The sequence below is a fragment of the Thalassovita sp. ABM4_323 genome (genome assembly GCF_056158665.1).
Genome location: NZ_JBSWTS010000007.1, coordinates 1,642,630 through 1,669,613 on the forward strand (window position 1 = coordinate 1,642,630; position 26,984 = coordinate 1,669,613).

General features: G+C 60.8%; 25 protein-coding genes. 13 read left to right on the forward strand and 12 right to left on the reverse strand.

Features of this window, described 5'->3' with window-relative positions; all coding sequences use genetic code 11:
• Positions 1–357 precede the first annotated feature (357 nt).
• Both ACXADQ_RS10590 and ACXADQ_RS10595 read left to right on the forward strand, forming a co-directional pair.
• Complete coding sequence (locus ACXADQ_RS10590; RefSeq protein WP_475320021.1) at positions 358–2,406, forward strand: acetyl-CoA carboxylase biotin carboxylase subunit; 2,049 nt, start codon at positions 358–360, stop codon at positions 2,404–2,406.
• A gap of 3 nt (positions 2,407–2,409) precedes the next feature.
• Positions 2,410–2,928: a hypothetical protein gene (locus ACXADQ_RS10595; protein ID WP_475320024.1), complete on the forward strand. Its 519-nt coding sequence runs from the start codon at positions 2,410–2,412 to the stop codon at positions 2,926–2,928.
• Positions 2,929–2,935: 7 nt separating this feature from the next.
• Here ACXADQ_RS10595 and ACXADQ_RS10600 read toward each other — a convergent pair whose 3' ends face one another.
• Positions 2,936–3,394 carry a DUF4174 domain-containing protein gene (locus ACXADQ_RS10600; protein WP_475320028.1) on the reverse strand — a complete coding sequence of 153 codons (459 nt, stop codon included), beginning with the start codon at positions 3,392–3,394 and terminating at the stop codon, positions 2,936–2,938.
• 153 nt (positions 3,395–3,547) lie between these two features.
• On the opposite strand from ACXADQ_RS10600, the gene scpA reads away from it, so the two are divergent.
• The 4 genes from scpA (at position 3,548) to ACXADQ_RS10620 (ending at position 8,043) form a co-directional block, all read left to right on the forward strand.
• Positions 3,548–5,677: a methylmalonyl-CoA mutase gene (scpA, locus tag ACXADQ_RS10605; protein WP_475320032.1), complete on the forward strand. Its 2,130-nt coding sequence runs from the start codon at positions 3,548–3,550 to the stop codon at positions 5,675–5,677.
• Between the two features lie 233 nt (positions 5,678–5,910).
• The gene (locus ACXADQ_RS10610) at positions 5,911–6,591 is read left to right on the forward strand and encodes a TerB family tellurite resistance protein (RefSeq protein ID WP_475320034.1); all 681 of its coding nucleotides are present in this window, start codon (positions 5,911–5,913) and stop codon (positions 6,589–6,591) included.
• The gene (locus ACXADQ_RS10615) at positions 6,591–7,619 is read left to right on the forward strand and encodes an endonuclease/exonuclease/phosphatase family protein (RefSeq protein ID WP_475320036.1); all 1,029 of its coding nucleotides are present in this window, start codon (positions 6,591–6,593) and stop codon (positions 7,617–7,619) included. Before ACXADQ_RS10610 ends, ACXADQ_RS10615 begins: the two co-directional genes overlap by 1 nt.
• 31 nt (positions 7,620–7,650) lie before the next feature.
• Positions 7,651–8,043 (forward strand): hypothetical protein, encoded by a 393-nt coding sequence (locus tag ACXADQ_RS10620; protein WP_475320037.1) that lies wholly within the window; start codon positions 7,651–7,653, stop codon positions 8,041–8,043.
• Here the strand turns inward: ACXADQ_RS10620 and ACXADQ_RS10625 are convergent, their stop codons facing one another.
• The 4 genes from ACXADQ_RS10625 to ACXADQ_RS10640 all read right to left on the reverse strand — a co-directional run bounded on the left by ACXADQ_RS10625 (position 8,044) and on the right by ACXADQ_RS10640 (position 13,667).
• Complete coding sequence (locus ACXADQ_RS10625; RefSeq protein WP_475320039.1) at positions 8,044–9,588, reverse strand: Ppx/GppA family phosphatase; 1,545 nt, start codon at positions 9,586–9,588, stop codon at positions 8,044–8,046.
• 52 nt (positions 9,589–9,640) lie between these two features.
• Positions 9,641–11,815, reverse strand: a complete 2,175-nt coding sequence (locus tag ACXADQ_RS10630) for an RNA degradosome polyphosphate kinase (RefSeq protein WP_475320042.1) — start codon at positions 11,813–11,815, stop codon at positions 9,641–9,643.
• Between the two features lie 104 nt (positions 11,816–11,919).
• The gene (locus ACXADQ_RS10635; protein WP_475320045.1) at positions 11,920–12,591 is read right to left on the reverse strand and encodes a P-loop NTPase family protein; all 672 of its coding nucleotides are present in this window, start codon (positions 12,589–12,591) and stop codon (positions 11,920–11,922) included.
• Positions 12,591–13,667: an AI-2E family transporter gene (locus ACXADQ_RS10640; RefSeq protein ID WP_475320048.1), complete on the reverse strand. Its 1,077-nt coding sequence runs from the start codon at positions 13,665–13,667 to the stop codon at positions 12,591–12,593. Before ACXADQ_RS10640 ends, ACXADQ_RS10635 begins: the two co-directional genes overlap by 1 nt.
• A 137-nt stretch (positions 13,668–13,804) precedes the next feature.
• Here ACXADQ_RS10640 and ACXADQ_RS10645 point away from each other — a divergent pair, with 137 nt between their 5' ends.
• The 5 genes from ACXADQ_RS10645 (at position 13,805) to ACXADQ_RS10665 (ending at position 18,880) form a co-directional block, all read left to right on the forward strand.
• Positions 13,805–14,617: a helix-turn-helix transcriptional regulator gene (locus ACXADQ_RS10645; protein WP_475320050.1), complete on the forward strand. Its 813-nt coding sequence runs from the start codon at positions 13,805–13,807 to the stop codon at positions 14,615–14,617.
• Positions 14,618–14,882: 265 nt separating this feature from the next.
• A complete protein-coding gene (gene proS, locus ACXADQ_RS10650; RefSeq protein ID WP_475320053.1) occupies positions 14,883–16,235 on the forward strand; it encodes a proline--tRNA ligase in 1,353 nt (450 codons plus the stop codon).
• A 121-nt stretch (positions 16,236–16,356) separates the two neighbouring features.
• Positions 16,357–16,866, forward strand: coding sequence for a DUF2937 family protein (locus tag ACXADQ_RS10655; RefSeq protein ID WP_475320055.1), 510 nt, complete (start codon positions 16,357–16,359; stop codon positions 16,864–16,866).
• 51 nt (positions 16,867–16,917) lie between these two features.
• Positions 16,918–18,204: a lipoprotein-releasing ABC transporter permease subunit gene (locus ACXADQ_RS10660; RefSeq protein ID WP_475320057.1), complete on the forward strand. Its 1,287-nt coding sequence runs from the start codon at positions 16,918–16,920 to the stop codon at positions 18,202–18,204.
• Positions 18,197–18,880, forward strand: coding sequence for an ABC transporter ATP-binding protein (locus tag ACXADQ_RS10665; RefSeq protein ID WP_475320060.1), 684 nt, complete (start codon positions 18,197–18,199; stop codon positions 18,878–18,880). The genes ACXADQ_RS10660 and ACXADQ_RS10665 overlap by 8 nt, the downstream gene beginning before the upstream one ends.
• Here the strand turns inward: ACXADQ_RS10665 and ACXADQ_RS10670 are convergent.
• Both ACXADQ_RS10670 and ACXADQ_RS10675 read right to left on the reverse strand, forming a co-directional pair.
• Positions 18,877–19,320, reverse strand: a complete 444-nt coding sequence (locus tag ACXADQ_RS10670; protein WP_475320064.1) for a DMT family transporter — start codon at positions 19,318–19,320, stop codon at positions 18,877–18,879. The genes ACXADQ_RS10665 and ACXADQ_RS10670 overlap by 4 nt on opposite strands.
• Before the next feature lie 9 nt (positions 19,321–19,329).
• Positions 19,330–19,740 carry a PaaI family thioesterase gene (locus tag ACXADQ_RS10675; RefSeq protein WP_475320066.1) on the reverse strand — a complete coding sequence of 137 codons (411 nt, stop codon included), beginning with the start codon at positions 19,738–19,740 and terminating at the stop codon, positions 19,330–19,332.
• Positions 19,741–19,893: 153 nt separating this feature from the next.
• Here ACXADQ_RS10675 and ACXADQ_RS10680 point away from each other — a divergent pair, with 153 nt between their 5' ends.
• Complete coding sequence (locus ACXADQ_RS10680) at positions 19,894–20,289, forward strand: c-type cytochrome (RefSeq protein ID WP_475320070.1); 396 nt, start codon at positions 19,894–19,896, stop codon at positions 20,287–20,289.
• A gap of 16 nt (positions 20,290–20,305) precedes the next feature.
• Positions 20,306–20,725 (forward strand): c-type cytochrome, encoded by a 420-nt coding sequence (locus ACXADQ_RS10685; protein WP_475320073.1) that lies wholly within the window; start codon positions 20,306–20,308, stop codon positions 20,723–20,725.
• A gap of 1 nt (position 20,726) precedes the next feature.
• Here the strand turns inward: ACXADQ_RS10685 and ACXADQ_RS10690 are convergent, their stop codons facing one another.
• The 5 genes from ACXADQ_RS10690 to parE form a co-directional block, all read right to left on the reverse strand.
• A complete protein-coding gene (locus tag ACXADQ_RS10690; RefSeq protein ID WP_475320076.1) occupies positions 20,727–21,413 on the reverse strand; it encodes a hypothetical protein in 687 nt (228 codons plus the stop codon).
• Between the two features lie 96 nt (positions 21,414–21,509).
• Positions 21,510–23,723 (reverse strand): NADP-dependent isocitrate dehydrogenase, encoded by a 2,214-nt coding sequence (locus ACXADQ_RS10695; protein WP_475320080.1) that lies wholly within the window; start codon positions 23,721–23,723, stop codon positions 21,510–21,512.
• A gap of 263 nt (positions 23,724–23,986) precedes the next feature.
• Positions 23,987–24,130 carry a hypothetical protein gene (locus tag ACXADQ_RS10700; RefSeq protein WP_475320083.1) on the reverse strand — a complete coding sequence of 48 codons (144 nt, stop codon included), beginning with the start codon at positions 24,128–24,130 and terminating at the stop codon, positions 23,987–23,989.
• A gap of 116 nt (positions 24,131–24,246) precedes the next feature.
• Complete coding sequence (locus tag ACXADQ_RS10705) at positions 24,247–24,978, reverse strand: hypothetical protein (RefSeq protein WP_475320086.1); 732 nt, start codon at positions 24,976–24,978, stop codon at positions 24,247–24,249.
• A gap of 24 nt (positions 24,979–25,002) precedes the next feature.
• Positions 25,003–26,961 carry a DNA topoisomerase IV subunit B gene (parE, locus tag ACXADQ_RS10710; protein WP_475320090.1) on the reverse strand — a complete coding sequence of 653 codons (1,959 nt, stop codon included), beginning with the start codon at positions 26,959–26,961 and terminating at the stop codon, positions 25,003–25,005.
• Positions 26,962–26,984: the final 23 nt, after the last annotated feature.

Consider the following 26,984-nt stretch of genomic DNA (forward strand, 5'->3'; position numbering starts at 1 on the left):
AGCGGGAAGCGGCCCAAATGGGCGCGCTAACAGCCGCCTGCTTGGCAGGGTGCGGCGATTCCCCCAACGTGGAAAGCGTAGTGGAGACCCGAGATGAGCGGGTCAGGACGATTTGTCTTTACCGTTACCCTTCCCCTGTTGGGCGGCGCAGCCATGCTATGGCTTGCCCGCCCGTCTTTTTTGGCGCATCGCGCGCCATTCCCCACAGTTTTCGCCGAGCCTTGCCTGTGCAAGACCGGCCGGCTGCACCCCAGCCGAACCAGACCCAGATCCCCGTAGCGGTGCGCCGCCGGATCGGGGATTTCACTGCCATTGCCCCTTGGACACAAACGGGGCCAAGACCGGAAGGGACGATACATGTTCAATAAGATCCTGATTGCGAACCGGGGCGAGATTGCCTGCCGGGTGATCAAGACCGCCCGTAAGATGGGTATTCAGACGGTGGCCATCTATTCGGACGCGGACAAACAAGCGCTGCACGTACAGATGGCAGACGAGGCCGTCCATATCGGCCCGCCGCCCGCCAACCAGTCCTATATCGTCATCGACAAGGTGATGGATGCGATCAAACAGTCCGGCGCCGAGGCCGTGCATCCGGGCTATGGCTTCCTGTCGGAAAACAGCAAATTCGCCGAAGCCCTGGAAGACGCTGGTGTTGCCTTCGTTGGCCCGCCCAAAGGCGCGATCGTGTCGATGGGGGACAAGATCACCTCGAAGAAAATCGCCCAAGAGGCCAAGGTTTCCACCGTTCCCGGCTATATGGGCCTGATCGAAGATGCCGAAGAGGCCGTGAAAATCTCGAACGAGATCGGCTATCCGGTGATGATCAAAGCCTCGGCCGGTGGCGGCGGTAAGGGCATGCGGATCGCCTGGAACGATGACGAATGCCGCGAAGGGTTCCAATCGTCCAAGAACGAAGCTGCGAACTCGTTCGGGGATGACCGTATCTTCATCGAAAAATTCGTGACCCAGCCCCGTCACATCGAAATCCAGGTTCTGTGCGATGCGCATGGCAACGGGGTTTACCTGGGCGAGCGCGAATGCTCGATCCAGCGCCGCAACCAGAAAGTTGTCGAAGAGGCCCCCAGCCCCTTCCTGGACCCCGAAACCCGCAAAGCGATGGGTGAACAGGCCGTCGCCCTGGCGCAGGCCGTGGGATACACCAGCGCGGGCACCGTGGAATTCATCGTTGATGGTCAGAAGAACTTCTACTTCCTGGAAATGAACACCCGCCTACAGGTGGAACACCCCGTGACCGAGCTGATCACCGGTGTCGACCTTGTGGAACAGATGATCCGCGTCGCCAATGGCGAGCCGCTGAGCATCACTCAGGACGACGTGCAGCTGAACGGCTGGGCCATCGAAAACCGCGTTTATGCCGAAGATCCCTATCGGAACTTCCTGCCCTCGATCGGTCGCCTGACCCGCTATCGTCCCCCGGCCGAAGTATCGGCAGGTCCGATGCAGATCAACGGCAAATGGGCTGATGACGCCGTCGAAGGTGCCACCGCAGTGCGCAACGATACCGGCGTCTATGAAGGCGGCGAGATCAGCATGTACTATGATCCGATGATCGCCAAGCTGTGTACCTGGGCGCCCACCCGTGACGAAGCCATCGAGGCGATGCGCAACGCGCTCGACGGGTTTGAACTGGAAGGCATCGGTCACAACCTGCCGTTTGTCAGCGCTGTGATGGATCACCCGATCTTCATCGCTGGTGACATGACCACCGCCTTTATCGAGGAACAGTACCCCGAAGGGTTCGAAGGTGTTGAACTGCCCGAGGACACCCTGCGCAAGATCGCAGCCTCGGCAGCGGCCATGCACCGTGTCGCCGAAATCCGCCGCACCCGCGTGTCGGGCCGCATGGACAACCACGAACGTCACGTGGGCTCGGATTGGGTCGTGTCGCTGCAGGGCGAAGATTTCACCGTCAGCATTGACGCTGACCAAGACGGCTCGACCGTAAGCTTTGCTGACGGCACTGCGCTGCGCGTGTCCTCGGATTGGACGCCGGGCGACAGCCTGGCCAAGATCGCTTTGGGCGAGGATGACGGTTTGGTGCTGAAGGTGGACAAGATCACCCAAGGTTTCCGCATCCGCAGCCGTGGTGCTGATCTTAAGGTCCGCGTGCGCAGCCCGCGTCAGGCCGAACTGGCCAAGCTGATGCCGGAAAAACTGCCGCCCGACACCTCGAAAATGCTGCTGTGCCCGATGCCGGGCCTGGTGGTCAAAGTCGATGTCGAAGTGGGCGACGAAGTCCAAGAGGGCCAGGCCCTGTGCACCATCGAGGCGATGAAGATGGAAAACATCCTGCGCGCCGAGAAGAAGGGCACCGTGTCCAAGATCAACGCAGGCGCAGGCGACAGCCTGGCCGTCGACGAAGTGATCATGGAGTTCGAATAACCCATGGCCATGGCGCAGCCCATCCCCCTTTCCATGCTGGCCGGAGCTTTGGCTCTGGCCACGCTGGCGGGCTGCGCGCAGGACAAAGAAACGGACGTGCGCGCCCAGGTCGACAAATGGATCGACATCGGCGCCACGTTGCAATTCGCCTCGCAGATCGGATGTACGGCGGGGGTGTTCGAGCTTGCCTCGGCCGAGGTGAAATCCCCCGCGCCCCATGCCGTGACCATCCGCGAAGGTCTGACCCTGCTGGATCAGGTCGGCACCGCCAGTTTCCAGACACCTGATCTTAGCCCGTCGGATATTTCGGCGCAGATTAACTCGGTGAATATGGGGGTTGGCAATGGCATCCTGTCGTCGGGTCTGGGGGCGCGCGATTGCCTGAAAGACCCGTGGCGGGCGGACTATCTGACCGCTTTGCAGGCCAAGGGCGGCATCCTGATTTTCCAGCGAGACGGGAACGCACTGGCGATTGTCGATCGCGCAGCGCAACGCGTGTATTTTTCGCGGGGGGATGTGTGATGCAGCCCTATTCCTTGCCCAGCTCGACCCGGATTTCCTGTTGTCGCGACGGCCATTTGTCGATGGATCGCGTGATTTCGCGTACCGTCCAGGGCGCGGGTTTGCGCAGCTTCACGTCGCCATCCTTGTCGATCAGCGCCAGCATGAACCCGCGCGGGCGCAGCGCATCGCGCAACGCCGAGCGGGGCCGGGGCGTTGTATCCACCAGGATCACCACGTCGCGTTCCAGCAGCTCGGCCTCGTCCGCCAGCAAGAACCGCATCTGTTCATCAAAACGCGGATCGGCCTGGGCGTCGGCAAACACGACGATGGGCCGCGCGGTCCACTGGAATTGCTCCAGCGTGACCTCGGGGTCTTCGATGATCACCAGCGCGGGCGTGTCGGGGTCCGCCCCGACGTCGGCGTCCTGCGCGATGGCTGGCGACGCCAAAACCAAAGTGATTCCAAATAGTAAACGCGTGAGCATGAGGCCTCCTGTCCTGAATGATATAGGAAGCCAAGCCGCGATTGCGACCACAAAACACACAGAATTCATCCCCAGCCATTTGGACGGGGCCGAGACACCACCATCAGCCAGACTGACCGCCCGCCGGGGCGGAAGCGAAAGAAGGACACGCTCATGACCAATACGAAGGACGAGTGGCGTAAGCTTGCCGAAAAAGAACTGCGCGGGCGTCCGCTGGACGATCTGACCTGGGACACGCTGGAAGGCATCCCGGTCAAGCCGCTCTACACCGCCGAGGACACCGCAGACCTGCCTCAGATGGGGGAACTGCCCGGTTTCGGCCCGTTCACGCGCGGCGTGAAGGCCACCATGTATGCGGGCCGTCCCTGGACGATCCGCCAGTATGCCGGGTTCTCGACCGCCGAGGAATCCAACGCGTTCTACCGCAAGAACCTGGCCGCCGGTCAGCAGGGTGTTTCGGTGGCCTTCGACCTGGCCACGCACCGCGGCTATGACAGCGATCATCCGCGCGTTGTGGGCGACGTCGGCAAGGCCGGTGTGGCCATCGACAGTGTCGAGGACATGAAGGTTCTGTTCGATGGCATCCCGCTGGACAAGGTCTCGGTGTCGATGACCATGAACGGCGCGGTGATCCCGATCCTGGCGAACTTCATCGTCACCGGTGAAGAGCAGGGGCATGACCGTTCGTTGCTGGCGGGCACCATTCAGAACGACATTCTGAAGGAATTCATGGTCCGCAACACCTATATCTATCCGCCTGAACCGTCGATGCGGATCATCTCGGATATTATCGAATACACCTCGAACGAGATGCCGAAATTCAACTCGATCTCGATCTCGGGCTATCACATGCAAGAGGCCGGGGCGAACCTGGTGCAAGAGCTGGCCTATACGCTGGCCGATGGCCGTGAATATGTGCGCGCCGCAATGGATGCCGGCATGGACGTCGATAAATTCGCGGGCCGCCTGTCGTTCTTCTTTGCGATCGGCATGAACTTCTTCATGGAATCGGCGAAACTGCGCGCCGCGCGGATGCTGTGGCATCGCATCATGACCGAGTTCGGCGCGAAATCTGAACGCTCGAAAATGCTGCGGACCCACTGTCAGACCTCGGGCGTCAGCCTGCAGGAACAGGATCCATATAACAATGTGATCCGCACCGCCTACGAGGCCATGTCGGCCGTTTTGGGCGGCACCCAGTCGCTGCACACCAACGCGCTGGACGAAGCCATCGCGCTGCCCACCGAATTCAGCGCGCGGATTGCCCGCAACACCCAGATCATCCTGCAGGAAGAAACCGGCGTGACCAACGTGGTCGATCCGCTGGCCGGGTCCTATTACGTCGAAAGCCTGACCTCGCAACTGGCCGAAGAGGCCTGGAAACTGATCGAGGAAGTCGAGGAAATGGGCGGCATGACCAAGGCCGTTGCCAGCGGCATGCCCAAGCTGCGGATCGAGGAATTGGCCGCCAAGCGTCAGGCCATGATTGACCGCGGCGACGAGGTCGTGGTGGGCGTCAACAAGTACAAGCTCGAGAAAGAAGACACGATCGACATCCTTGAGGTCGATAACCAGAAAGTGCGCGAAAGCCAGATCGCTCGACTGGAGAAAATGCGCGCCGAGCGTGACGAAGAGGCCTGCCAGGCTGCCCTGGCCGAGCTGACGCGCCGCGCCAACGAGGGAGGCAACCTGCTGGAGGCCGCTGTGGAGGCAGCGCGTGCTCGGGCATCTGTCGGGGAAATCAGCATGGCAATGGAAAAAGAATTTGGCCGCCACCGCGCCGAAGTCAAAACCTTGGCCGGTGTCTATGGCGCCGCTTATGAAGGGGACGAGGGCTTTGCCGCGATCCAGTCGGACGTGGATGCTTTCGCCGAAAAAGAAGGCCGCCGCCCGCGTATGTTGGTGGTGAAAATGGGCCAGGACGGGCATGACCGCGGCGCCAAGGTGATCGCAACCGCCTTTGCCGATATTGGCTTTGACGTGGATGTGGGCCCGCTGTTCCAAACCCCGGACGAGGCCGCGCAGGACGCCGTGGACAATGACGTGCACGTGGTTGGCATCAGCTCTCAGGCGGCGGGTCACAAGACCCTGGCGCCCCAGCTGATCGAGGCGCTGAAGAATAAGGACGCCGAGGATATCATCGTGATTTGTGGCGGTGTGATCCCGCAGCAGGACTATGAGTTCCTGCAAAATGCAGGCGTGAAAGCGATCTTTGGCCCCGGCACCAACATCCCCGAGGCCGCGCGCGACATCCTGCGCCTGATCGGCGAAGCCCGCGCCTGATCGCGCCAGAAACCAAAAGGTTTCCGATACATTTTGTACAAAAACGCCCCCGAAACGGGGGCGTTTTTCGTGTTTGGCTTCTATGGTCTGCGCCATCAGACTGTTTTCAATTGGTGCTCTCCTTTGTGCAGATACGAGCGCTGAGTGGTCCAGGTGTTGGGCAAAACCGCTCTGACGCCGCATCTGATCATTCGTGCCATGACAGCGTCGCAGAGGCGCGATAGGGTACGCGCATGTCGATTTGGAACCGTATCTCTGACGCGCTGTCTGCGCTGACCAAGGGCGAAAGCCTGGCCACCGTGTTCGAACGTTTGCGCACGCCGCCCGAACGCAGCGTGGCCTTTACCATTGCCGTGATCGCCCTGTCCGCCAAGATGGCCAAGGCCGATGGGTTGGTGACGCGCGACGAGGTCACCGCGATGCGCGAAGTTTTCCAGATTGCGCAGGAAGACGAGGCCGGGGCTGCGCGCGTGTTCAACCTGGCCCGCCAGGACGTAGCTGGGTTCGAGGACTATGCGCGCCGGATCAAAGCCATGTTCGGGGCCGAAAGCGCGTGTTTTTGTGACCTGATGGAGGGCTTGTTTCACATTGCCATGGCGGATGGCGTATACCATCCCTCGGAGGATGTTTTCCTGCACCGTGTCGCCGAAATCCTTGGCCTGCCCGAGGCCGAGTTCAGCGCTTTGCGCAGCCGTTTTGTACCGGACGCGGCGCCTGATCCTTACTCGGTTCTGGGGGTGACGCCGGATATGGCCCTGGCCGAGATTCGCTCTGTGTGGAAACGCATGATCCGTGAATCGCATCCCGACGCCATGATGGCGCGCGGTGTGCCCGAAGAAGCGGTGAAAATGGCTGAAAAACGTATGGTCGACATCAACCGTGCCTGGGAAGACATCCAAGAGGCCCGCGCCTGATGCGCATCGCCACCTATAACGTCGAATGGTTCAACAACCTGTTCGACGACCATGGAAACTTGCTGGCCGATGATCGCTGGTCGGGCCGACAGGACGTGACGCGCGTTGAACAGATCGAGGCTCTGGGCATCGTATTTACAGCGTTGGATGCGGATATGGTGATGGTGATCGAGGCGCCGGATCAGAACGGCCGCCGCGGCACCGTGACCGCGTTAGAGACCTTTGCCAAAGCCTTTGATATCCGTGCCCGCCGCGCTGTAATTGGCTTTGAAAATGACACGCAGCAGGAAATCGCGCTGCTCTATGACCCGGATAAGGTGACGGTTTGGCACGACCCTCTGGGCGATCCGACGGGCAAGAAGGGCTCGGAACAATGTCCGCGTTTTGACGGGGTGTTCCGGATTGATCTGGACGTGGACGACACCGAGGATCTGGTGCGGTTTTCCAAGCCACCGCTGGAACTGGGGGTCAAAACGCAAGCGGGATTCAATTTCCGCATGATGGGCGTGCATCTGAAATCCAAGGCGCCGCATGGGGCGCGCAATCGGCAAGAGGCGATGAAGATGAGCATCGCCAACCGCCGCAAGCAGCTGGCGCAGGCGATATGGTTGCGCCGCCGCATCGAGGAACATCTGCAAGTCGGCGAACCCCTGATGGTGTTAGGGGATCTGAACGACGGCCCCGGTCTGGATGAATACGAGGATCTTTTTGGGCGTTCCTCGGTGGAAATTGTGATGGGCGAGGACGAGCCTCTGAAGCTCTACGATCCTCACGCTCAGATGGCGCTGCACCGGCGCATCGGGGCGCAGCCCAGCACCGCGCGCTTCTATATCCCCAAACGCAAACGGTTTTTGCAGGCTCTGTTGGATTACATCATGGTGTCCGATGATCTGCGCGCCCGCAATGGCGAGTGGCGCATTTGGCACCCCCATGATGACGCCGAATGCCTGGCCGTGCCCGAGCTGTGCCAGGCCCTTATCACGGCCTCGGACCATTTTCCGGTGACGCTGGATATTGACCTGCCCTAGGCGGTTTTCAGCGGGCCGGGCTGAAACTGTCATGGAAATCCCCTATATTGGGCTCATGAAACAGATCATTCCCTCTGCCACCGTGCTGGCCCTGTGCGCCGCGCCCGTTCTTGCCGAAGACAAGCCCGATGAAGGCCTGTCGCTGATGGAGGAGGGGGCTAAGCTGTTTTTCCAGGGCATTCTGCAGGAAATGGAGCCCGCGATGGACGATCTGAAGGCCTTTGCCGATACGATGGAACCCGCGATGCGCCAGTTTGTTCGTGAAATGGGCCCTGCATTGGCAGAGGTGTTGAAAAAGGTCGATGACCTGACCCTGTACCACCCGCCCGAGATGCTGCCCAATGGCGACATCATCATGCGGCGCAAGGACCCCAAGGCCCCGATCGAAACGCCCCTCCCGGACAATCCCGAGATCGAGCTTTGATCAGCCTTTGACGCGCACCTCGGTCGTGGCTTCCAAAGAGCGGGCCAGCGATTGAAAGCGCGACGCGGCGACCTCGCCAAAGAGCGGCGCCGCATCCGAGGACAGAACCAGCGTCAGCGCCTTCTTCTTGGGCTGCCAGACCAACTCGCCCATGGGTTTTTCGTGGTGCAGCCACAGCATGGCGCCAAACCGCATCGCTTTGCCCAGAATCTCGGCCTGTTTTTGCATCTTTTCGTCGATCAGATGGAAAATCGGTTCGAACGAGGTGCCCGAACGGTTGTTCTTGTACCGATGCAGCAGCGCCAGACCCAAAAAGACGCGCTCGGAATGTTTCAACCCGCCCAGGTTGGCGCGGGTGGCGTTGTCGAAACAGACCTCGGCACGATAATCAGGGTGGGCGCGCCAGCTGACGTCATGCAGCAGACAGGCGGCCTTGATCAGGCGTTTGCGATCCAGCGGCGCGTTGCTGAACAGTGGCTGGATGAAGTTGAACAGCGTGGTGCCAAAGCCGGGAATGCGCGCGTCCTTGTCTTCGGCAAAGAAGCAGGATTCGATCAGCGGGTCCCGATCCCGCAGCTTTTGCGGCATTTGTTCATACAGCATGCCTTCGCGGATGCCATAGCTGGACACGGCGATATCGTGCGGGCGAAAGGCGCGGACCACTTCGCGCAGCACCTCGGCGGCAAAAGGCACCAGCTCCATCCGGTTCGAGGACACACCACAGCGCTGGCGCAGCTCGGTCGGATCGTTTTCCTGGATGTGGCGGATGGTGGCGTCGATGGATTTCGCGCTCATCCGGTATTCGTGCAGCACATGCAGGGGGTAGCCCCGCCGCTCCATGTCGATCCGGGCGATCGCGCGCCACGAGCCCCCCACCAGGAACAGACGGTTGCGCTGCTCGCCCATGAACTCGGCCAGTTCGGCGACGGTTTCCTTGATATATTGTTTGCGCGCCTTCTTGCCGCCGGGCAGGTTGCGCAGCTTCAGCGGGCCCAGGGCCGAGGTGATTTTCTTTCCGACCGAGCCGCCGCCGATCTCGGCCAGCTCCATCGAGGAGCCACCAATATCGCAGACCAGCCCATAGGACCCCGGCCAGCCCAGCAACACGCCCTGAGCGGACAGGCGGGCCTCTTCCTCGCCATCAATCACGTGGATTTTCAGCCCGGTTTCGCGTTCCACCTCGGCCACGAAATCGGGGCCATCCTCGGCCTCGCGCACGGCGGCTGTGGCCACGGCGGTCAGCGGCTGGATGCCCAGCCCGTCCGACAGTTTCTGGAACCGCCGGATCGCCGCCAGCGCGCGGCGGCGGCCTTCGGGGTTCAAAAGGCCGGTATCGGACAGGCCTTCGCCCAGGGCACACATGATTTTTTCGTTGTAGAAATACGCAGGGCTGCGGGCGGCCCCGTCAAACACCACCAAACGCACCGAGTTCGATCCGACATCCACCACGCCAACCCGGGACAACGCCTTGGCCGAGGGATCGTTGAACAAGGGACGGCCGAACGGTCCCCAATCTTTTGCAGCAATGCGGGGCGTGTCGTCCATAAGAGCCTTCCTGTACTTCCAACCCGAGGATGCGTCAGGCGTAGCGGTTAGGTCAATCGTCCGTGTGCGTCAACTTAGGAACGTCCTTGGCCCCGGCGGATCCGCGCCCGGACAGAGAGGGGTATTCCATGAAGAAGCGGTGACAGTTGAAGGCGAACTCGCCTTCCTCCCATGTGGCGCGATCAAAGCTGCCATCGGGGTTCATCACCCAGCTTTGGGCGACATCGGCCATATTCGCGGCCATGATCTGGCTGACGATCTGTGCCTTTACCGTGGGGTTCATGATTTCCACCAGGGTTTCCACGCGCCGGTTCAGGTTGCGCCCCATCCAGTCAGCCGAGCTGATATAGACTTGCGCCTTTTTGCTGGGCAGGCCATGACCGTTGCCGAAGCAGACGATCCGCGAATGTTCCAGATAACGGCCCACGATGGATTTCACCCTGATGTTTTCCGACAATCCCTTGATGCCCGGACGAATGCCACAGATGCCGCGGATCACCAGGCTGATCTTCACACCGGCCTGGCTGGCCTTGTACAGCCCATCGATGATTTCCGGGTCGATGAGCGAGTTCATCTTGGCCCAGATTTCAGCGGGTTTGCCGTTGCGGGCGTGCTCGGCCTCGGCGGCGAAGCCTTCCAGCAGGCGCTGTTTCAACCCGCTGGGCGAGATCGCGAGGTTTTCCAGCCCTTCAGGTTCAACGTAACCGGACAGATAGTTGAACACCTTGGTCGCATCACGGCCCAGGTCATCGTCGCAGGTAAAGAAGGACAAATCGGTATAAATCTTGGCCGTGATCGGGTGGTAGTTCCCGGTGCCATAGTGGGTATAGGTCACCAGCCGGTCGCCCTCGCGCCGCACCACGGTTGAAATTTTCGCGTGGGTTTTCCAATCCACAAAGCCATAGACCACATGTGCGCCCGCGCGTTCCAGGCGGCGCGACTGGCGGATGTTGGCGGCTTCGTCGAAGCGGGCCTTCAGTTCCACAAGGGCCGTGACGGATTTGCCATCCTCGGCAGCTTCGCACAGGGCCTCGACGATGGGGGATTTTTTCGAGGTCCGGTACAGCGTCTGCTTGATCGCCACCACGTCCGGGTCGCGCGCGGCCTGAGCCAGGAACCGCACCACCATGTCGAAGGTTTCATAGGGGTGGTGCAGCAGCATGTCCTTTTGCTTGATCGCTTCGAACATGTCGCCGTCGTGGTCCTGCACCCGTTCGGGCACACGCGGGGTAAAGCTGGGCCACAGCAGGTCAGGGCGGGCATCCAGCACCAGTTCCTTGACGTCGGCGATGCCGATCATGCCGTCGATTTCCACCATTTCAGCAGGGGTGACTTGCAGTTCTTGCATGATCACCGATTTCAGCGCCTCGGGCGCCCCGGCCGAGATCTTCATCCGCACGACTTCGCCCCGGCGGCGGCGTTTCAGCGCCACCTCGAATTCGCGGACCAGGTCTTCGGCCTCTTCCTCGACCTCAAGATCGCTGTCGCGCAGCACGCGGAAGGTACATTGCCCCAGCATCTTGTAACCGGGGAACATCTTGTCGATGAACAGCAGCAGCAGCTCTTCCAGCGGAACAAAGCGATGCCCGCCATCGGTTTCGGGCAGTTCGATAAAGCGGTCAATCTGGTGCGGGATGGGCAGCAGCGCCATCAGCATCCGCTTGTCGCGCCGACGTTCCAGTTGCAGCGCCAGGCTGAACCCGGTGTTGGGGATGAACGGGAAGGGGTGCGCCGGGTCGACGGCCAGCGGGGACAGAACCGGGAACACCTTGTTGAGGAACACGTCCTGAAGGAAGGGTTTTTCGCCGTCGGGGATGTCAGCGCGGGTGAGAATTTGAATATTCTCGGCGGCCATTTCGCGGCGCAGCTCATCAAAGACACGTTGTTGCGCCTGCATCAGACGGCGTGCGTCCTCGTCGATCAAAACCAGCTGTTCTGCCGGGGTCAGCCCGTCCTGGGCCGGGGTGTGGTTGCCCGCATGGGCCAGCTCGCGCAGGCCAGCGACGCGCACGGTATAGAATTCGTCCAGGTTGGTGGCCGAGATGGACACAAACCGTACCCGTTCCAGCAGGGGAACGCGCTGGTTTTCGGCCTCTTCCAGAACACGCCAGTTGAAGCCCAACCAGCTGAGCTCTCGGTTATAGAAACGGCCCGGACCGGCAATGTCCAGATCGGGAATATCAACGGGGTCGGCGAACGGGGCCTTCAGGAAATCTGCTTGGGTCATGCGCGGCTTATGCTTTTTTCTTGTGACGCGGGAATGACAGCAAATTTGCGCCTCTGCGGCGGGAATGTCCAGAGCATGCGGCCCGATTGAGCAGCTATGACGCGTCAGTCTGCCGCCTTCATCACCTCAATGGCGAGGCCGCGATTGACGGGGCGTTTTTGCTCCAGCGCGGCGCGGTCGATGCGGGCCACCAGATCGCCGGCCACATCAAAGCTGCGATCCATATGCGACACCATATAAGCGATGGTTTCCGGCGAGGGCATCAGTTGGCGATCGGCGAACATCTTGGCCACCACGGCGGTCAGAAGCTGATCGTCGGGCTGTTCCAGCGTCACCGATTGCGTGCCCTGCATCCGCGACAGCAGATCCGGCAAGGTCAGTCCCCAGGTCAGCACGGGCTTGTCGGCCGTGACCAGCAGATGCCGCCCCTCGGCCAGAACCAGGTTGTGAAGGTGAAACAAAGCTTCTTCGGCCGCGCGATCCCCAGCGATGGCGGGCACGTCCTCGACCGCGACGGGGGTATGCGCCAGGGCGGGGATGTCAGCACTGACCAGATCACGGGCGGGAATAATCTGCGCCCCACTGGCCGCCGCCCAGACATGCGCCAGATGGGTTTTGCCCGCCCCGGCAGGGCCGATCAAAGCCAGTTTGCGGCCCGCCCATTGATCCCAGTTTTCGATCATCACCACGGCCATCGCATTGGCAGGCGAGACGAAAAACGCCTCGCGCCCCAGTGCCGGACGCACGGGCAAATCAAAGCTCAGCTGTTGGGTCATTACTCTTGCGCCTCGTCAGCCTGTTGTTCCAGGCCCTTGTACAGGCGGCTGTCCTTATAATTGCCGATCAGGAAGCGGGCGATAACCCCCAGGGCTGCGGCGACCGGCACGGCCACCAGCATCCCGACAAAGCCGAACAGCGTGCCAAAGACCGACAGCGCAAAGATCAGCCATACCGGGTGCAGCCCGACCGAGCTGCCCACCAGTTTGGGGGTCAGCACGTTGCCCTCGATCACCTGGCCCAGCACGAAAATGCCCGCGACCAGCCCAAGCGAGACCCACTCGCCCCAGAACTGGAACAGGCCTAGCCCGATGGCCAGCGCTCCGCCCACAAAAGCTCCCACATAGGGAATAAAGGTCAGCGCGCCCGCGACGAACCCCACGACCAGCCCGAATTGCAGCCCCACCAGCATCAGCGTGACCGCGTAATATGTGCCCAGTATCAGACAGACGGTGCCCATGCCGCGGATGAAACTGGCCAGGGTGACGTCGATCTCCGAGGCCAAACGGCGGATCACAGGCGCATGATCGCGCGGCAGCATCCCGTCGATCTTGGCGACCATGTTGTCCCAATCGTACAGCAGATAGAAGGCCACCACGGGCACGATCACCAGCAGCATGACCACGTTGATAATCGACATGGCCGAGCTGAAGATCGCTTGCAGCAGCTCTCCGCCCTTGTCCTGAATGGTTTCACCGACGGTTTTAAGCGATTGGTGCAGGGTCGAAGAACTATCCAGCAGCGATGGGAACCGCGTGGTCAAAAAGGCGCGCAGATCTTCGAACACGTTGGGAATGACGTTGAACAGCGCCAGAGACTGCTCGATCAACGAGGGCACAACCAGCAGGACCAGCAGCACAAAGACGACAACAGCGACGACGGTGATGATGGCGGTGGCCGCGGCGCGTGACGCCCCCATTTTTTCCAGCCGGTCAGCGACAGGGTCCAGGAAATAGGCGACCGCGCCCCCCAGAACAAAGGGCAGGATCACATCACCCAGATACCACAGAACAACCATAAAGACCGCCGCGGCGATCCCCCAGTACTTTACCTGATCCCGGACGGGCAGTGCCATGCGCGCTCCTGTTTTTGCGTGGACATTATGTCGGGATTCTCAACAGTTTGTGCAAGCCTAAACTGGCTTCTTTTCATCGACAAATGGCCGGTTCGGACATATCCTGACCATTTAGTAAAGTAATTCACGGGGGGAGTATGTCCGGCCATTTGCCTCATTTGACCGAGAGCGACACGATTGCCGCGATCAACGAGATCGCGACAGCTGACACGGTTCAGGCCGTGTGGGCGCGAATCGTTCGGGCGCTGGCAGACTTTGGGTTTGAACGGGTGAATTATGGCTACACGCGGTATCGTGTCGGCATCACTATCGGCCCGCCCGAAGATGCGTTTTTTCTGTCCACCCATTCGTTGGACCGGGTGAAAGAGTTCCACAAATCTGGTCTATACGTGCGCTCGGCGGATTTTCGTTGGGTGCGTGAAAACGTCGGTGCCTGCCCCTGGGATTGGACCACACGCGAACGCGCCGCCGGACGGCTAAGCGAATCTGAATGCAAGGCGATGGATGAACTGGGCGCCGCGCGAACCCGCGCCGGGTATACGATCAGCTTTCCGGTGGGGGTGCCCCGTTCCAAAGGCGCCATGGGCTTGGGCGCCTTCGAGGGGGTGTCGCAATCCGAACTGGATGCCCATTGGGCGCGGTATGCGCCTCGTATCAACGCCATTGCCAATATGGGGCATTGCCATCTGTCTCAGCTGCCGCTGGACATTCCCGGCATGTGCCTGACCGGGCGCCAGCGCGAGATATTGGAATGGGTTGCGGATGGAAAAACGCTTCAGGATGTCTGTGTTCTGACCGGGCTGTCGCTGAGCACGGTCGAAAAATACCTGCGCCGTGCGCGCGACGAGCTGGGGGTGGAAACCACAGCACAGGCCGTGGCCAAGGTGTCATTCTTCAACCAGCTTTATGTGACCGACCCCCCCGCCGTGGCGACCGGAACCAAAGGATAACATACAATTGCGGAAAACCGCACTGTCCTCGCCGCTTCGCAACAGGAATACCAGTGCTGTTCCGTGAGTGCCCCGCCAATGCTGGCAGCGTCCGGCGGGAGGAATGGCGGCCCGTCCCCATCTGGCCGCGCTCCCTTTTGGGAAGGGCGAGGCCTTGGTGCCTCGCCCCTTTTGTTCCGGGTGGTTCCGGGCGCGAGTGACTTGTCTAAGCGATGATCCTTCACTAAACCCCTAAAAAACCGCCATATCCCAAAGGGGCCACTTCATGCGTTTGTCGCGCCATTTCCTGCCTGTCCTGAAAGAGAACCCGTCCGAGGCGCAGATCGTCAGCCACCGCCTGATGCTGCGCGCGGGTATGATCAAGCAACAGTCCGCCGGGATCTATTCCTGGCTGCCCATGGGCTTTAAGGTACTGCGCAAGCTGGAAAACATCGTACACGAGGAACAGGTCCGCGCGGGCCATATTCCGATGCTGATGCCCACTCTGCAAGGCGCGGATCTGTGGCGTGAATCCGGCCGCTATGATGATTACGGCGAGGAAATGCTGCGGATCACCGACCGTCATGGCCGCGATATGCTGTACGGACCCACCAACGAGGAAATGATCACCGACATTTTCCGCAGCCATGTGGGCAGCTACAAAGACCTGCCGATGACGCTGTATCACATCCAATGGAAATTCCGCGACGAGATCCGCCCCCGTTTCGGCGTGATGCGCGGCCGCGAATTCCTGATGAAGGATGGCTATAACTTCGACCTCACCAAAGAGGACGCGCTGCACGCCTATAACCGTCATCTGGTCAGCTACCTGCGCACCTATGAACGCATGGGCCTGCAAGCAATCCCGATGCGCGCCGATGGGGGCCCGATCGGCGGGGATTACACCCATGAATTCCTGGTGCTGGCCGAAACCGGCAAATCCGAGGTCTTCTATGACAGCGCCGTCACCGACCTGACCTTTGGCGATCGCGAGATCGACTATGACGACCAGGCCCAGTGCCAGTCGATCCTCGAAGAATTCACCACCAAATACGCCCGCACCGACGAAACCCATGACGAGGCGCTGTTCAACGAAATCCCCGAGGACCGCCGCCGAACCGCACGCGGGATCGAGGTGGGTCAGATCTTCTATTTCGGGACCAAATATTCCGAGCCTATGGGCGCCACCGTTCAGGGCCCCGATGGCAAACCCGTACCCGTTCATATGGGCAGCCACGGGATCGGTGTGTCTCGTCTGATCGGCGCCATCATCGAGGCCAGCCATGACGACAACGGCATCATCTGGCCCGAGGGCGTCACCCCCTATCACGTGGGCATCGTGAACCTGAAACAAGGCGACGCCGAAGCAGACGCCGCCTGTGATGCGTTGTACAGCAGCTTCACCGCTTTGGGTCTGGAACCGCTCTATGACGACCGTAAGGAACGCGCGGGCGGCAAATTCGCCACGATGGACCTGATCGGCCTGCCCTGGCGCATCACCGTCGGCCCACGCGGGCTGAAAAACGGTGTGGTCGAACTGACCTGTCGCCGCACCGGCACCTCCGAGGAGCTGCCGCCCGAACAGGCCGTCGAAAAAGTCGCGAAAATCTATGCCGGTCACATGGTGCGCGGGCTGTAAACCGCGCCGCCCTTCTGCTTTTTCTTGGTAAAAATACCCAATTCCGCCCCCTCGGTCCACGCACCGCTGGGGGCGGTTTAATTCCGGTGCTATACTGGACCAAACAACAAGGGGGCCGAGCATGATCCTCAGGGCACTTACATTGATCGGGGGGCTGGCTGGCGCGGGTGCTGCCTCGCAATTTCCCGAGTTTTCTCAACAATATACGCAGCGTTTGGGCGGGGCGGTGGATGCGCTTGGCGTTGTTGTTCAGGATTTTGACGCCTCGGCCCGGGCCAGCGGATTGACGCGCGATCAGGCGCTGGAACAGATGACCGGCTCCGAGTTTGTCGAGCGCCGCCGCACCGATATGGAACATGTGTTCACCCGTCATGCGCAGCTTTCGGCCGACCTGGCGGCGTTGCAATCTGCGGGGCCGTTCATGCGGGCCTATCACGCAACCCGTTTCAGCGATAGCGAGACCGCCGCGCGCACCTGGCAGGCCTATCAACCGGCCATTCCGACCAATTTCGCTGGGGCTGCCTTTGGCGGCGTGGGGTTCCTGACCGGGCTGATCGCCATCGCCCTGTTGGTCGCTGTGCTGCGCTGGCCCTTCGGCCTGTTGCGCAAAGGGCGCGAACAGGCGGCTTGACCTTCGCGCGCTGCTCGCCCAGTTAGATGTGAGCCAGTCAAAGGACCCGACATGAGCACCACCGCCCCCTTCGCGCGTTTCGAATGGATGATCGCCTGGCGCTATCTGCGTGCCCGACGGGCCGAGGGCGGTGTCAGCGTGATGACCTGGATCAGCCTGATCGGGATCACCCTGGCCGTGTTCGCGCTGATTGCCACGCTGGCGGTGCGCTCGGGCTTTCGGACGGAATTCGTGGACACGATCCTGGGCGCCAACGCGCATGTGACGGTCTATAGCATCGGCAAAGTTGACCCTCGCACCGGCCAGATTGATCGCACTCTGCCCGACTACGCGCAGATGGCCGAAGATGTGCGCGCGGTGCCCGGTGTGACCCGTGTGGCGCCTCTGGTCAAAGGTCAGGTCATGGCCAGCGCGCGCGGCCGGAATGCGGGGGTCGAGGTGTTTGGGATCGCGCATAAGGACCTGCTGACCATCCCGCGTGTGGCCCGCCCCGAGGCCGCGTCTGGCTCGATCCAGCAATTCCCCGAGGGCATCGCCATCGGTTCAGGTGTGGCGCGCGAACTGGGCGTTGCGGTGGGGGACAAGGTCAAGCTGATCTCGCCCAACGGGGTGAAAACCGCCTTTGGCACCAGCCCGCGGGTCGTGGCCTATGACGTGACCTATATCTTCACGGCCGGGCGCTATGACATCGACCGGACGCGGGTCTATATGCCCTTCGAGGCTGCGCAGAGTTTCTTCAATCGCGAGGGCACCGCGGACGAGCTGGAGGTGATGGTCGCCGACCCCGAAAACGTGGACAATCTGGCGTTGGATTTGCTGCGTGCCAGCGGGGATCGCGGGCAGATTTGGACGTGGCGGGATGCCAGCGGAGGGTTCCTGCGCGCGCTTGAAATCGAGGACAACGTGATGTTCGTGATCCTGTCGATCCTGGTGCTGATCGCGTCGATGAACATCGTTTCGGGGCTGATCATGCTGGTGAAAAACAAGGGTCGCGACATCGGAATCCTGCGCACCATGGGCCTGACCGAGGGCGCGGTGCTGCGCGTTTTTTTCATTTGCGGAGCGTTCACGGGCGTCATCGGGACGGTGATGGGCGTCATTCTGGGCTGCCTGTTTGCGATTTATATCGACCCGATTTTCAGCTTTGTGAACTATGTCGCGGGCGGCGGCGTGTGGGATCCCTCGGTGCGCGGGATCTACAACTTGCCGGCGCAATTGCGGCTGGGGGATGTGGTCTCGGCCGTGGCGTTGTCGCTCTCGCTCAGCTTTGTTGTGACGATTTTTCCGGCCCGTCGTGCGGCTCGGATGAACCCGGTGGAGGCGCTGCGCTATGAGTAATCCCGTGCTGGATCTTTCGGGTGTCGCCAAGACCTATAACAAGGGTCAGGCCAATGCGGTGCAAGTGCTGCAAGCCATTGATCTGACTGTAGAACCGGGCGAGGCCGTGGCTTTGGTCGCACCCTCGGGGGCGGGCAAATCCACGCTGCTGCATATCGCCGGGTTACTGGATGTGCCCGATGCGGGCGAGGTGCGGATTTGCGGCGTGGATATGCAGGGCCGTTCGGACCGCAAGCGAACTGCGGTGCGGCGCCAGGATGTCGGGTTTGTCTATCAGTTCCACCATTTGCTGCCTGAATTCACCGCCTTGGAAAACGTGGTGCTGCCGCAGCTGGCCAATGGTATCGGTCGCGCGCAGGCGCAGGCGCGGGCGGCTGAATTGCTGACCCGCGTGGGTGTCGAGGCGCGGGCCGATCATCGCCCCGCTGCCCTGTCAGGTGGTGAACAACAGCGCGTCGCCCTGTGCCGGGCGCTGGCGAATGAACCCAAACTGTTGCTGGCGGATGAACCCACCGGCAATCTGGACCCCGAGACCTCGGATCAGGTATTCGATGCCTTGATGGAGCTGGTGCGCGGCACAGGCCTGAGCGCCGTAATCGCCACCCATAACTTGGACCTGGCCGCGCGGATGGACCGGGTGCTGCGCATGGAAAAGGGCGTTCTGACCCCGGCCTAGGCCTTTTGCGCCATGTAGACCCCTGCCGACATCAGCGCGATTCCAATGGCGCGGTTCAGGCTGAGCGGGTTCACACGCGCGCCGAACAGGCCGAAATGGTCGATCACAGCAGCGCTGATCAACTGCCCCAGCAGCACGAAGAACACGGCGTTTCCGACTCCGAATTTCGGGGCCACGAAGGTGACGGATAACACATAGAAAAGCACGAAAGCGCCGCCCAGGAACAAATGCTTGGGTGCATCCCATGCCTTGGCCAGAGGCTCGGTTCCGTGCAGCAACAGGATGATGACGCTGCCCGTGAAGGCCACGAAAAACAGGACCGAAGCGGCCGCAACGGGCGAGCCGATCCGGGTACCCAAAGCAGCGTTCAGCGCGGCCAGCAGCGGAATGCCGATCCCGGCGGCCATCATGGTCAGGGCGTATGCGGTTGTCGGGGGCATGCGGGCTCCTTAGGGGCAGAAAAACGTGGCGGTGGCAGTGGCGACGGCCTTGTCGCTGGGCAGTGCGACCATCGTGGCCTGTGCAAAGATCAGGGCCTTGCCCGCCCGCACGATCTGAGCGTCGCAACGGATGCGATCTCCGGTGCCGGGGCGCAGGAACTGCGTGTCCAGATTGGTGGTGGCGACGGGCTTTAATTCGTTGAAATGCCCCATGCAGGCGATCACCATCGACGTGTCGGCAATTGCCGCCAGCGCCTGACCCGAGATAATGCCCCCCAGCCGCGCCAGATCATCGGTGATAGGCATCGACAAAACCGCGCCTTCTGGGCTGATATCCTCGACCGTTAGATCCAAGGCCAGAACCCAGGGGGCAAAGCCCTTGACCAGGATGTCCTGCGCGTCAGCAGTGGTTAATGTCATGCGCTTCCTCCATCTCGCTTGGGGCAGCATGGCGCAGCGGCGCAGCTATGTCACCACGGAACGCAGCGTTGCGGACCATGACCTTGATCAAAGCCGCGATGGCGCAAACATGTCAGCCTGTCGCCAGTGGGGCCGTGAACGGAGACAAAGACGATGCAAAAACTTGCCGGATTTTTCCTGACCTTGTGCCTTGGCTCGGTCGCCCAGGCGCAGGATGCCGAAATCGGTGAAGAGCTGTACTTGAAACATTGCGCCACCTGTCATGGGCTAGAGGCAACGGGCCACGGGCCGATGGCGGCGGCGCTGGTGGTGCAGCCGGCGGACCTGACGGTTCTGGCGCAGGGCAATGACGGCGAATTTCCCATGTTGCGGGTGGTGCGCCGGATCGATGGCCGCGATCCGCTGATCAGCCACGGCAGTGCAATGCCGGTCTATGGCGAGTTCTTCGAAGGCGACGATACCGCCTTGAAAACCGACAGCGGCCAGCCGATGCTGGTGGGACGTGCGATCGCTGATTTGGTCGCGTATTTTCTGACGATCCAACGCTGAACCGAAAGGGCTTCTTATGCGTAAACCTGTTGTCGCGATCTCGGGCCTGGCCCTGCTGACCGCCTGTGCCATGTGGGCGCCGAACTGGATGCCCGAACCCTATGAGGGCGCGCCTTTGTTTGCCGAGAACTGTGCCGGGTGCCACGGGGCAGGCGGGCAGGGGGATGGCCCTGCGGCGGGGGATCTGGCAACTGCTCCGCCTGATCTGACACTGATCGCTGCGCGCAATGGCGGCACGTTCCCGATGGCACAGGTTCTGTCGCAGATTGATGGCTATACGCGGATGCAGGGGCGGGATCAGGTCATGCCCGAATATGGCGCGCTGCTGGAGGGCGACACGGTTCCGGTCGAGCTGGCGCCCGAGGAATTCTCGCCGGTGCCGCGCCCCTTGGCGGCCATTGTGGCCTATTTACAGGATATTCAGCGGCAGGGCTGACCTAGTCGCAGATCCCGCGGGTCTGCACGCCCTTCCACGGAACAAAGGCGTGATCGGGCGCGATCCGCGACAGCTGCGCGACAGGCATCGCTTGTGACAGCATATCATGCAGTCGTTTCGTGCGCGCGGCCTTGGGCGCCAGGGCGCGACAGCAGACGTATTCCTCGACGATCGAGGCCTGTTGTTCATAGGGAAATGACAGGAAATCGGGCTGGGCGCCCAGCTTGAACAGATAGGGATCATGGCCGGGTTTGTGTTCCCGCGCCGCCCGCAGCGGATGATAGCCCGTCCGGTCGCGATTTTGCCATTGCCAGACATGGGTCATTTCATGCGCGAACAGCATCAGCGCATACAGGTTGCCGCGCCCCTCAGAGGCATAGGCGTAATCCTCCAGAAACATGTCGTCGCGGTAAAACACCTTGTTGAACAAGGCGATAGCGCCCGGCGTGGTGGTGAACGTGCCGCTGTCCGTTTTGGGCGGCGGAAAAATACGTTCCGAACATGTCACGCGCGGACGGGTTTTGAATTCGAACGTATAGGATTGCGCGAAATGCCCGTCGACGAACCGCACACGGGTCACGTCGATCTGCGGTCCAAACAGGGTATCGGCAAAGGCGCGCTCGTTCTGCGTTAGCGGTCGCCCGCAGGCAGACAGCATCAGAAAGAGCAAAAGAACCAAACGCACCATGCCCCCCATAGGGCCTGAAATGCGAACTTAGGGCAAGCACCGAAAGCAAAACGCCCGCGACATTGCGCGGGCGTTTCAAGATTTGTCAGGCAGCGCTTAGCCGATGATGGCGTTCAGCGTGGCGCTGGGGCGCATCACTTTGGCTTTCAGCTCGACCGACGGCAGGTAGTAGCCGCCGATTTCAGCTGCGGGGCCCTGAACCTCGGCCAGCTCGGTCAGGATCGCCTCTTCGCCGTCGGCCAGGGCCGTGGCGATGGGGGCGAATTCAGCGGCCAGATCGGCGTCGTCACCCTGGGCTGCCAGTGCTTCGGCCCAGTAGCGGGCGAACCAGTAGTGGCTGGCGCGGTTGTCGGGCTCGCCGACTTTGCGCGAAGGCGAGTTGTTGTTGTCCAGGATGCCTTGGGTGGCTGCTTCGGCGGCGCGACCCAGCACACCGGCTTTGGCGTTGCCCTTGGCGTCGGCCAGGAAGTTCAGCGACTCGCCCAGTGCACAGAACTCACCCATCGAGTCCCAACGCAGGTGGTTTTCGTTGACCAGCTGTTCAACGTGCTTGGGGGCCGAGCCACCAGCACCGGTTTCGAACAGGCCACCGCCCTGCATCAGACCAACGATCGACAGCATCTTGGCCGAGGTGCCCAGCTCCAGGATCGGGAACAGGTCGGTCAGATAGTCACGCAGCACGTTGCCGGTGATGGCGATGGTGTTGTCGCCTGCGGTGATGGTTTCCAACGAGGCGCGGGTGGCTTCGCGGGGGGCCATGATCTCGAACTTGTCGGCAACACCGGCTGCTTCCAGCGCGGGTTTGACATATTCGATCAGTTGCGCGTCGTGGCCACGGTTTGCGTCCAGCCAGAAGATCGAGCGGAAGCCGGTGATGCGCTGACGGTCGATGGCCAGCTGGATCCAGTTTTCGATCGGAGCCTTTTTCACGGTGCACGAACGCCAGATGTCGCCGGTTTCCACGTCGTGGCTGTGCAGCGTTTCGCCGTTGGCCAGAACGATGCGGATGGCCCCATCTGCGGGGGCTTCAAACGTGGTGGGGTGCGAGCCGTATTCTTCGGCTTTCTGCGCCATCAGGCCCAGGTTTTGCACGGTGCCGGCGGTGGCCGGGTTCAGCGCGCCATTGGCTTTGAAGAAGTTGATCAACTCGTCATAGACAGGGGCATAGCAGTTGTCGGGGATGACGCAGTTGCTGTCGCCCTCGTTGCCATCGGGGCCCCAGCCCTTACCACCGGCGCGGATCAGCGCGGGCATCGAGGCGTCGATGATCACGTCCGAAGGCACGTGCAGGTTGGTGATGCCTTTGTCCGAGTTCACCATGTACATCGGCGGACGCGATGCGGTGACTTCTTCGATAGCGGCCATGATCTCGGCGTTGTCGGCCACACGGGCCAGAACGTCACCCATGCCCGAGTTCGGGTTCACACCCAGCGCGGCCAGTTCGTCGGCGAATTTCTCGAACACAGGGGCCAGCCAGGCTTTGACGGCGTGGCCAAAGATGATCGGGTCGGAAACCTTCATCATCGTTGCTTTCATGTGCAACGAGAACAGGGTGCCGTCTTTCTTGGTGTCTTCGATGGCGTCGACCAGGAAGGCGCTCAGCGCTTTGACGGACATAAAGGTCGCGTCAACGACTTCGCCTTCGATCAGCGGCCAGGCGTCTTTCAGCGTGGTCACCGACCCGTCTTTGGCGACGAATTCGATTTTCGCGTCACCGGCCTGGGCGGCGGTCAGGGTTGCCGACACTTCGTTGGCAAAGAAATCGTTGCCGGGCATCGAGGACACTTTGGTCTTCGAGGTCAATTCCCAGACACCCATGCGGTGCGGGTTCGACTGGGCATAGTTTTTCACGGCCTTGGCGGCGCGACGGTCCGAGTTGCCTTCGCGCAGAACCGGGTTCACAGCCGAGCCTTTGATGGCGTCGAAACGGGCGCGGATGGCCTTTTCTTCGTCGGTGGCGGGCGCTTCGGGGTAGGACGGGATGTCATAGCCTTTGGCCTGCAGCTCGGTCACGGCGGCGACCAGCTGGGGCACGGATGCCGAGATGTTGGGCAGCTTGATCACGTTGGCGTCGGGGGTCTTCACCAGCTGGCCCAGTTCGGCCAGGTCATCCGACTGACGCTGCGCGTCGGTCAGGTTCTCGGGGAAGGTCGCGATGATTCGACCGGCCAGCGAAATATCCTTGGTGCCAACGGTCACACCGGCGGCCGAAGCGAACTTGCGAATGATCGGCAGGAACGAGGCGCTCGCCAGTTCGGGCGCTTCGTCTACAATGGTATACAATATATCGGCGGTCGATTTTTCAGCCATGTTTCTACCTTTCGTTTTTTGGGTAGCCGTGATGTGACGAACAGCAGCAATGCTGCATTTCCTAAGGGTGGCCCGGCCCGCATCGGTGCGGCAGGGCACGCATTTCCGGGTCTGCAATAGATCAGACAGGCCCAAAGATCAATTCTTCTGCACAGGATTCTTGTGGACATGATGCCACGGAGGCCGCCCCGCAGCCCCCCGCGCACCAAAAAAGGGCGAGGCCACGCCCCGCCCAGTCCAGGGAGGTTCCAAATACTGCACTGCTAGCGAAGCAACCCGACCTGTGTCGCAACAGGATCATTCACCGGGGCCGGCATCGGGCCGCTCTGTCCGTCCGAGCCCGCCGCAATCGCCGAGATCGCCGTCACGGCCAGGGCCCAGCCCAAAATGATGGTGGTAAAACGCATGTCTGAACTCTTGGAAACGAAAGGTGTTGATGAGGACAGACTATACGTTCGGATGGGGCAGGGGCAGTCTGGGATTCCTGACCTGTATGGAATTGGAGGGGGGGTGCGAAATTTGGCTAAGAGAAAAAGCTGCCGATATCGCTAATGCCCTCATTTTTCACAAGCTCGCCAACGAGGTCTTGCCCTTCTGAGATCGCATTCTCTAAACCAGTACGTATTTTTCCCTCGAGCTCTTTTTCCGCGCTTTTCCGGAAAATGCGTTTGAACCACCCAATTGCAGAGGCCGTTTCTTCAACGTTTACAATTGGTGCACGCAAGCTTGCAATCGCTGTCTCGAGAACGGCTAGTAATTGTGCACATTCCAGTTCACTGATAGCTGATTTTGTATCTCCCAACGAAGTGGAAGCTTTAATATCTGAAATTAAACTTGAGAGCGTTTGCGTGATTGTAGAAATTTTCGATTGGGTACTACTTCCGGAGGTCGACCTTAGCGAAAAACGCATAATACCGAGGGCGCTTTTTTCTCCGACGTCGGTGATCAAGACTTCTCGTTTGAAAGCTACACTTAGCCTAAACAGCATATTCTCAGAAATATCACTTCCGTTAATTATTTTTTGTACAGTGGTCGTGCTCATTTCCAAAAACGTGGCCGCTTGTGTCTGTGTTTTGAAGCGCCTTCGAAGAAAGTACCCGTTCAGTAGCTCGGGAAGTTGTCTCGTCGAATAGAATTTTCTCGCGGCATTGGTACTGGTTCGCCCTCCTTCTAAGATAATAGCTTGGATTTCAGATAGCACATCTCTCGCAGTTGGTAGTTTATTGTCTACTTCGTCATAAAGAGAATGGGTCAACGTACTCTCCTATTTAATAACCCCTCAAACATCCAACTCCTCCACGAACCGGGCATTTTCCTGAATATACTGGAACCGCAGTTCGGGTTTTTTGCCCATCAGGCGTTCGACTAGGTCGCCGGTCTCTCCGGGTTCGTCTTCGTCGATGGTGACGCGGATCAGTTGGCGCGAGCCGGGGTCCATCGTGGTTTCTTTCAGGTCCTTGGCGTCCATCTCACCCAGGCCTTTGAAGCGGCTAACGTCGATTTTTCCCTTGCCGCCCAGACCCTTGGCCAGCCATTCGTCACGCTCGGCCTCGTCCAGGCAATAGACGCGTTTGGCGCCTTGGGTCAGGCGGAACAGCGGTGGGCAGGCCAGGTACAGGTGGCCCTGGTCGATCATCGGGCGCATCTGAGTAAAGAAGAACGTCATCAAGAGCGCCGCGATATGGGCGCCGTCCACGTCCGCGTCGGTCATGATGATGACCTTGTCATAGCGCAGGTCATCAACGTTGAATTTCGTGCCCAGACCGACGCCCAAAGCCTGCGTTAGGTCGTTGATTTCCTGGTTCGAGCCCAGTTTGGAGCTGGCCGCGCCCAGCACGTTGAGGATTTTACCGCGCAGGGGCAGCAGGGCCTGATTTTTCCGGTTCCGGGCCATTTTGGCGCTGCCGCCGGCCGAGTCGCCCTCGACGATGAACAGCTCGGTGCCGTCCCGGTTCGTGGCCGAGCAATCCACCAGCTTGCCGGGCAGGCGGAGCTTCTTGGTGGCGGTTTTCCGGGCGGTTTCCTTTTCCTGACGACGGCGCAGGCGTTCCTCGGCGCGTAGGATCAAGAAGTCCAGGATGGCGCCTGCGGATTTCGTGTCGGCCGCCAGCCAGTTGTCGAAATGGTCACGCACCGAGTTTTCCACAAGCCGCTGCGCTTCGACCGTGGCCAGGCGATCTTTGGTCTGGCCGACGAATTCGGGCTCGCGGATGAAACAGCTGACCAGAGCGCAGCCGCCCGTGGTCAGGTCGTCGCGGGTGATCTGGGTGGCCTTTTTGTTGCCGACCAGCTCGCCATAGGCGCGGATGCCTTTCAGGATGGCGGCCCAGAATCCGGCCTCGTGAGTGCCGCCTTCGGGGGTGGGGACGGTGTTACAGTAGGACTGGATGAACCCATCGCGCGAGGGGGTCCAGTTGATGGCCCATTCAACCTTGCCCGGGGTTTTGAATTTTTCGGTGAAATCCACGGTGCCCGCGAAGGGCTGGTCGGCATAGGTGGTCGAGCCGTTCATGGACTCGGTCAGGTAATCTGCCAGACCGCCGGGGAAATGGAACGTCGCCTCAGTCGGGGTTTCCTTGTCATCAATCGCGGTTTTCCAACGGATTTCGACACCGCTGAACAGGTACGCCTTGGAGCGGATGGATTTGAACAGGCGCGCGGGTTTGAACCGGTGATGGCCGAAGATCTGATCGTCCGCGTGGAACGTTACCATGGTACCGCGCCGGTTGGGGGCAGCGCCCACCTTTTCGACGGGTCCCAGGGGCAGGCCACGGCTGAAGCGCTGTTCATAGAGTTCCTTGTTGCGCGCCACCTGCACGACCATGGAATCCGACAACGCGTTCACCACCGAGGCGCCGACCCCGTGCAAACCGCCCGAGGTCTGATAGGCTTTGCCGCTGAACTTGCCGCCCGCATGCAGGGTGCACAGGATGACCTCCAGTGCGGATTTGTCGGGGAATTTGGGGTGCGGATCAATCGGGATGCCGCGGCCGTTGTCTCGCACAGTCAGGCTGTAGTCCTCGTGCAATTCGACCTCGATCCGGGTGGCGTGGCCCGCGACGGCCTCGTCCATCGAGTTGTCCAGGATTTCAGCCACCATGTGGTGCAGCGCGCGTTCATCCGTGCCGCCGATATACATGCCGGGGCGTTTGCGGACAGGTTCCAGCCCTTCCAGCACCTCGATGGAAGAGGCGTCATAGCTTTGGTCTTGGGTCTCGGCCAGAAGGTCGTTGGACATGCGCGGGCTGCTCTTGTTGGTGT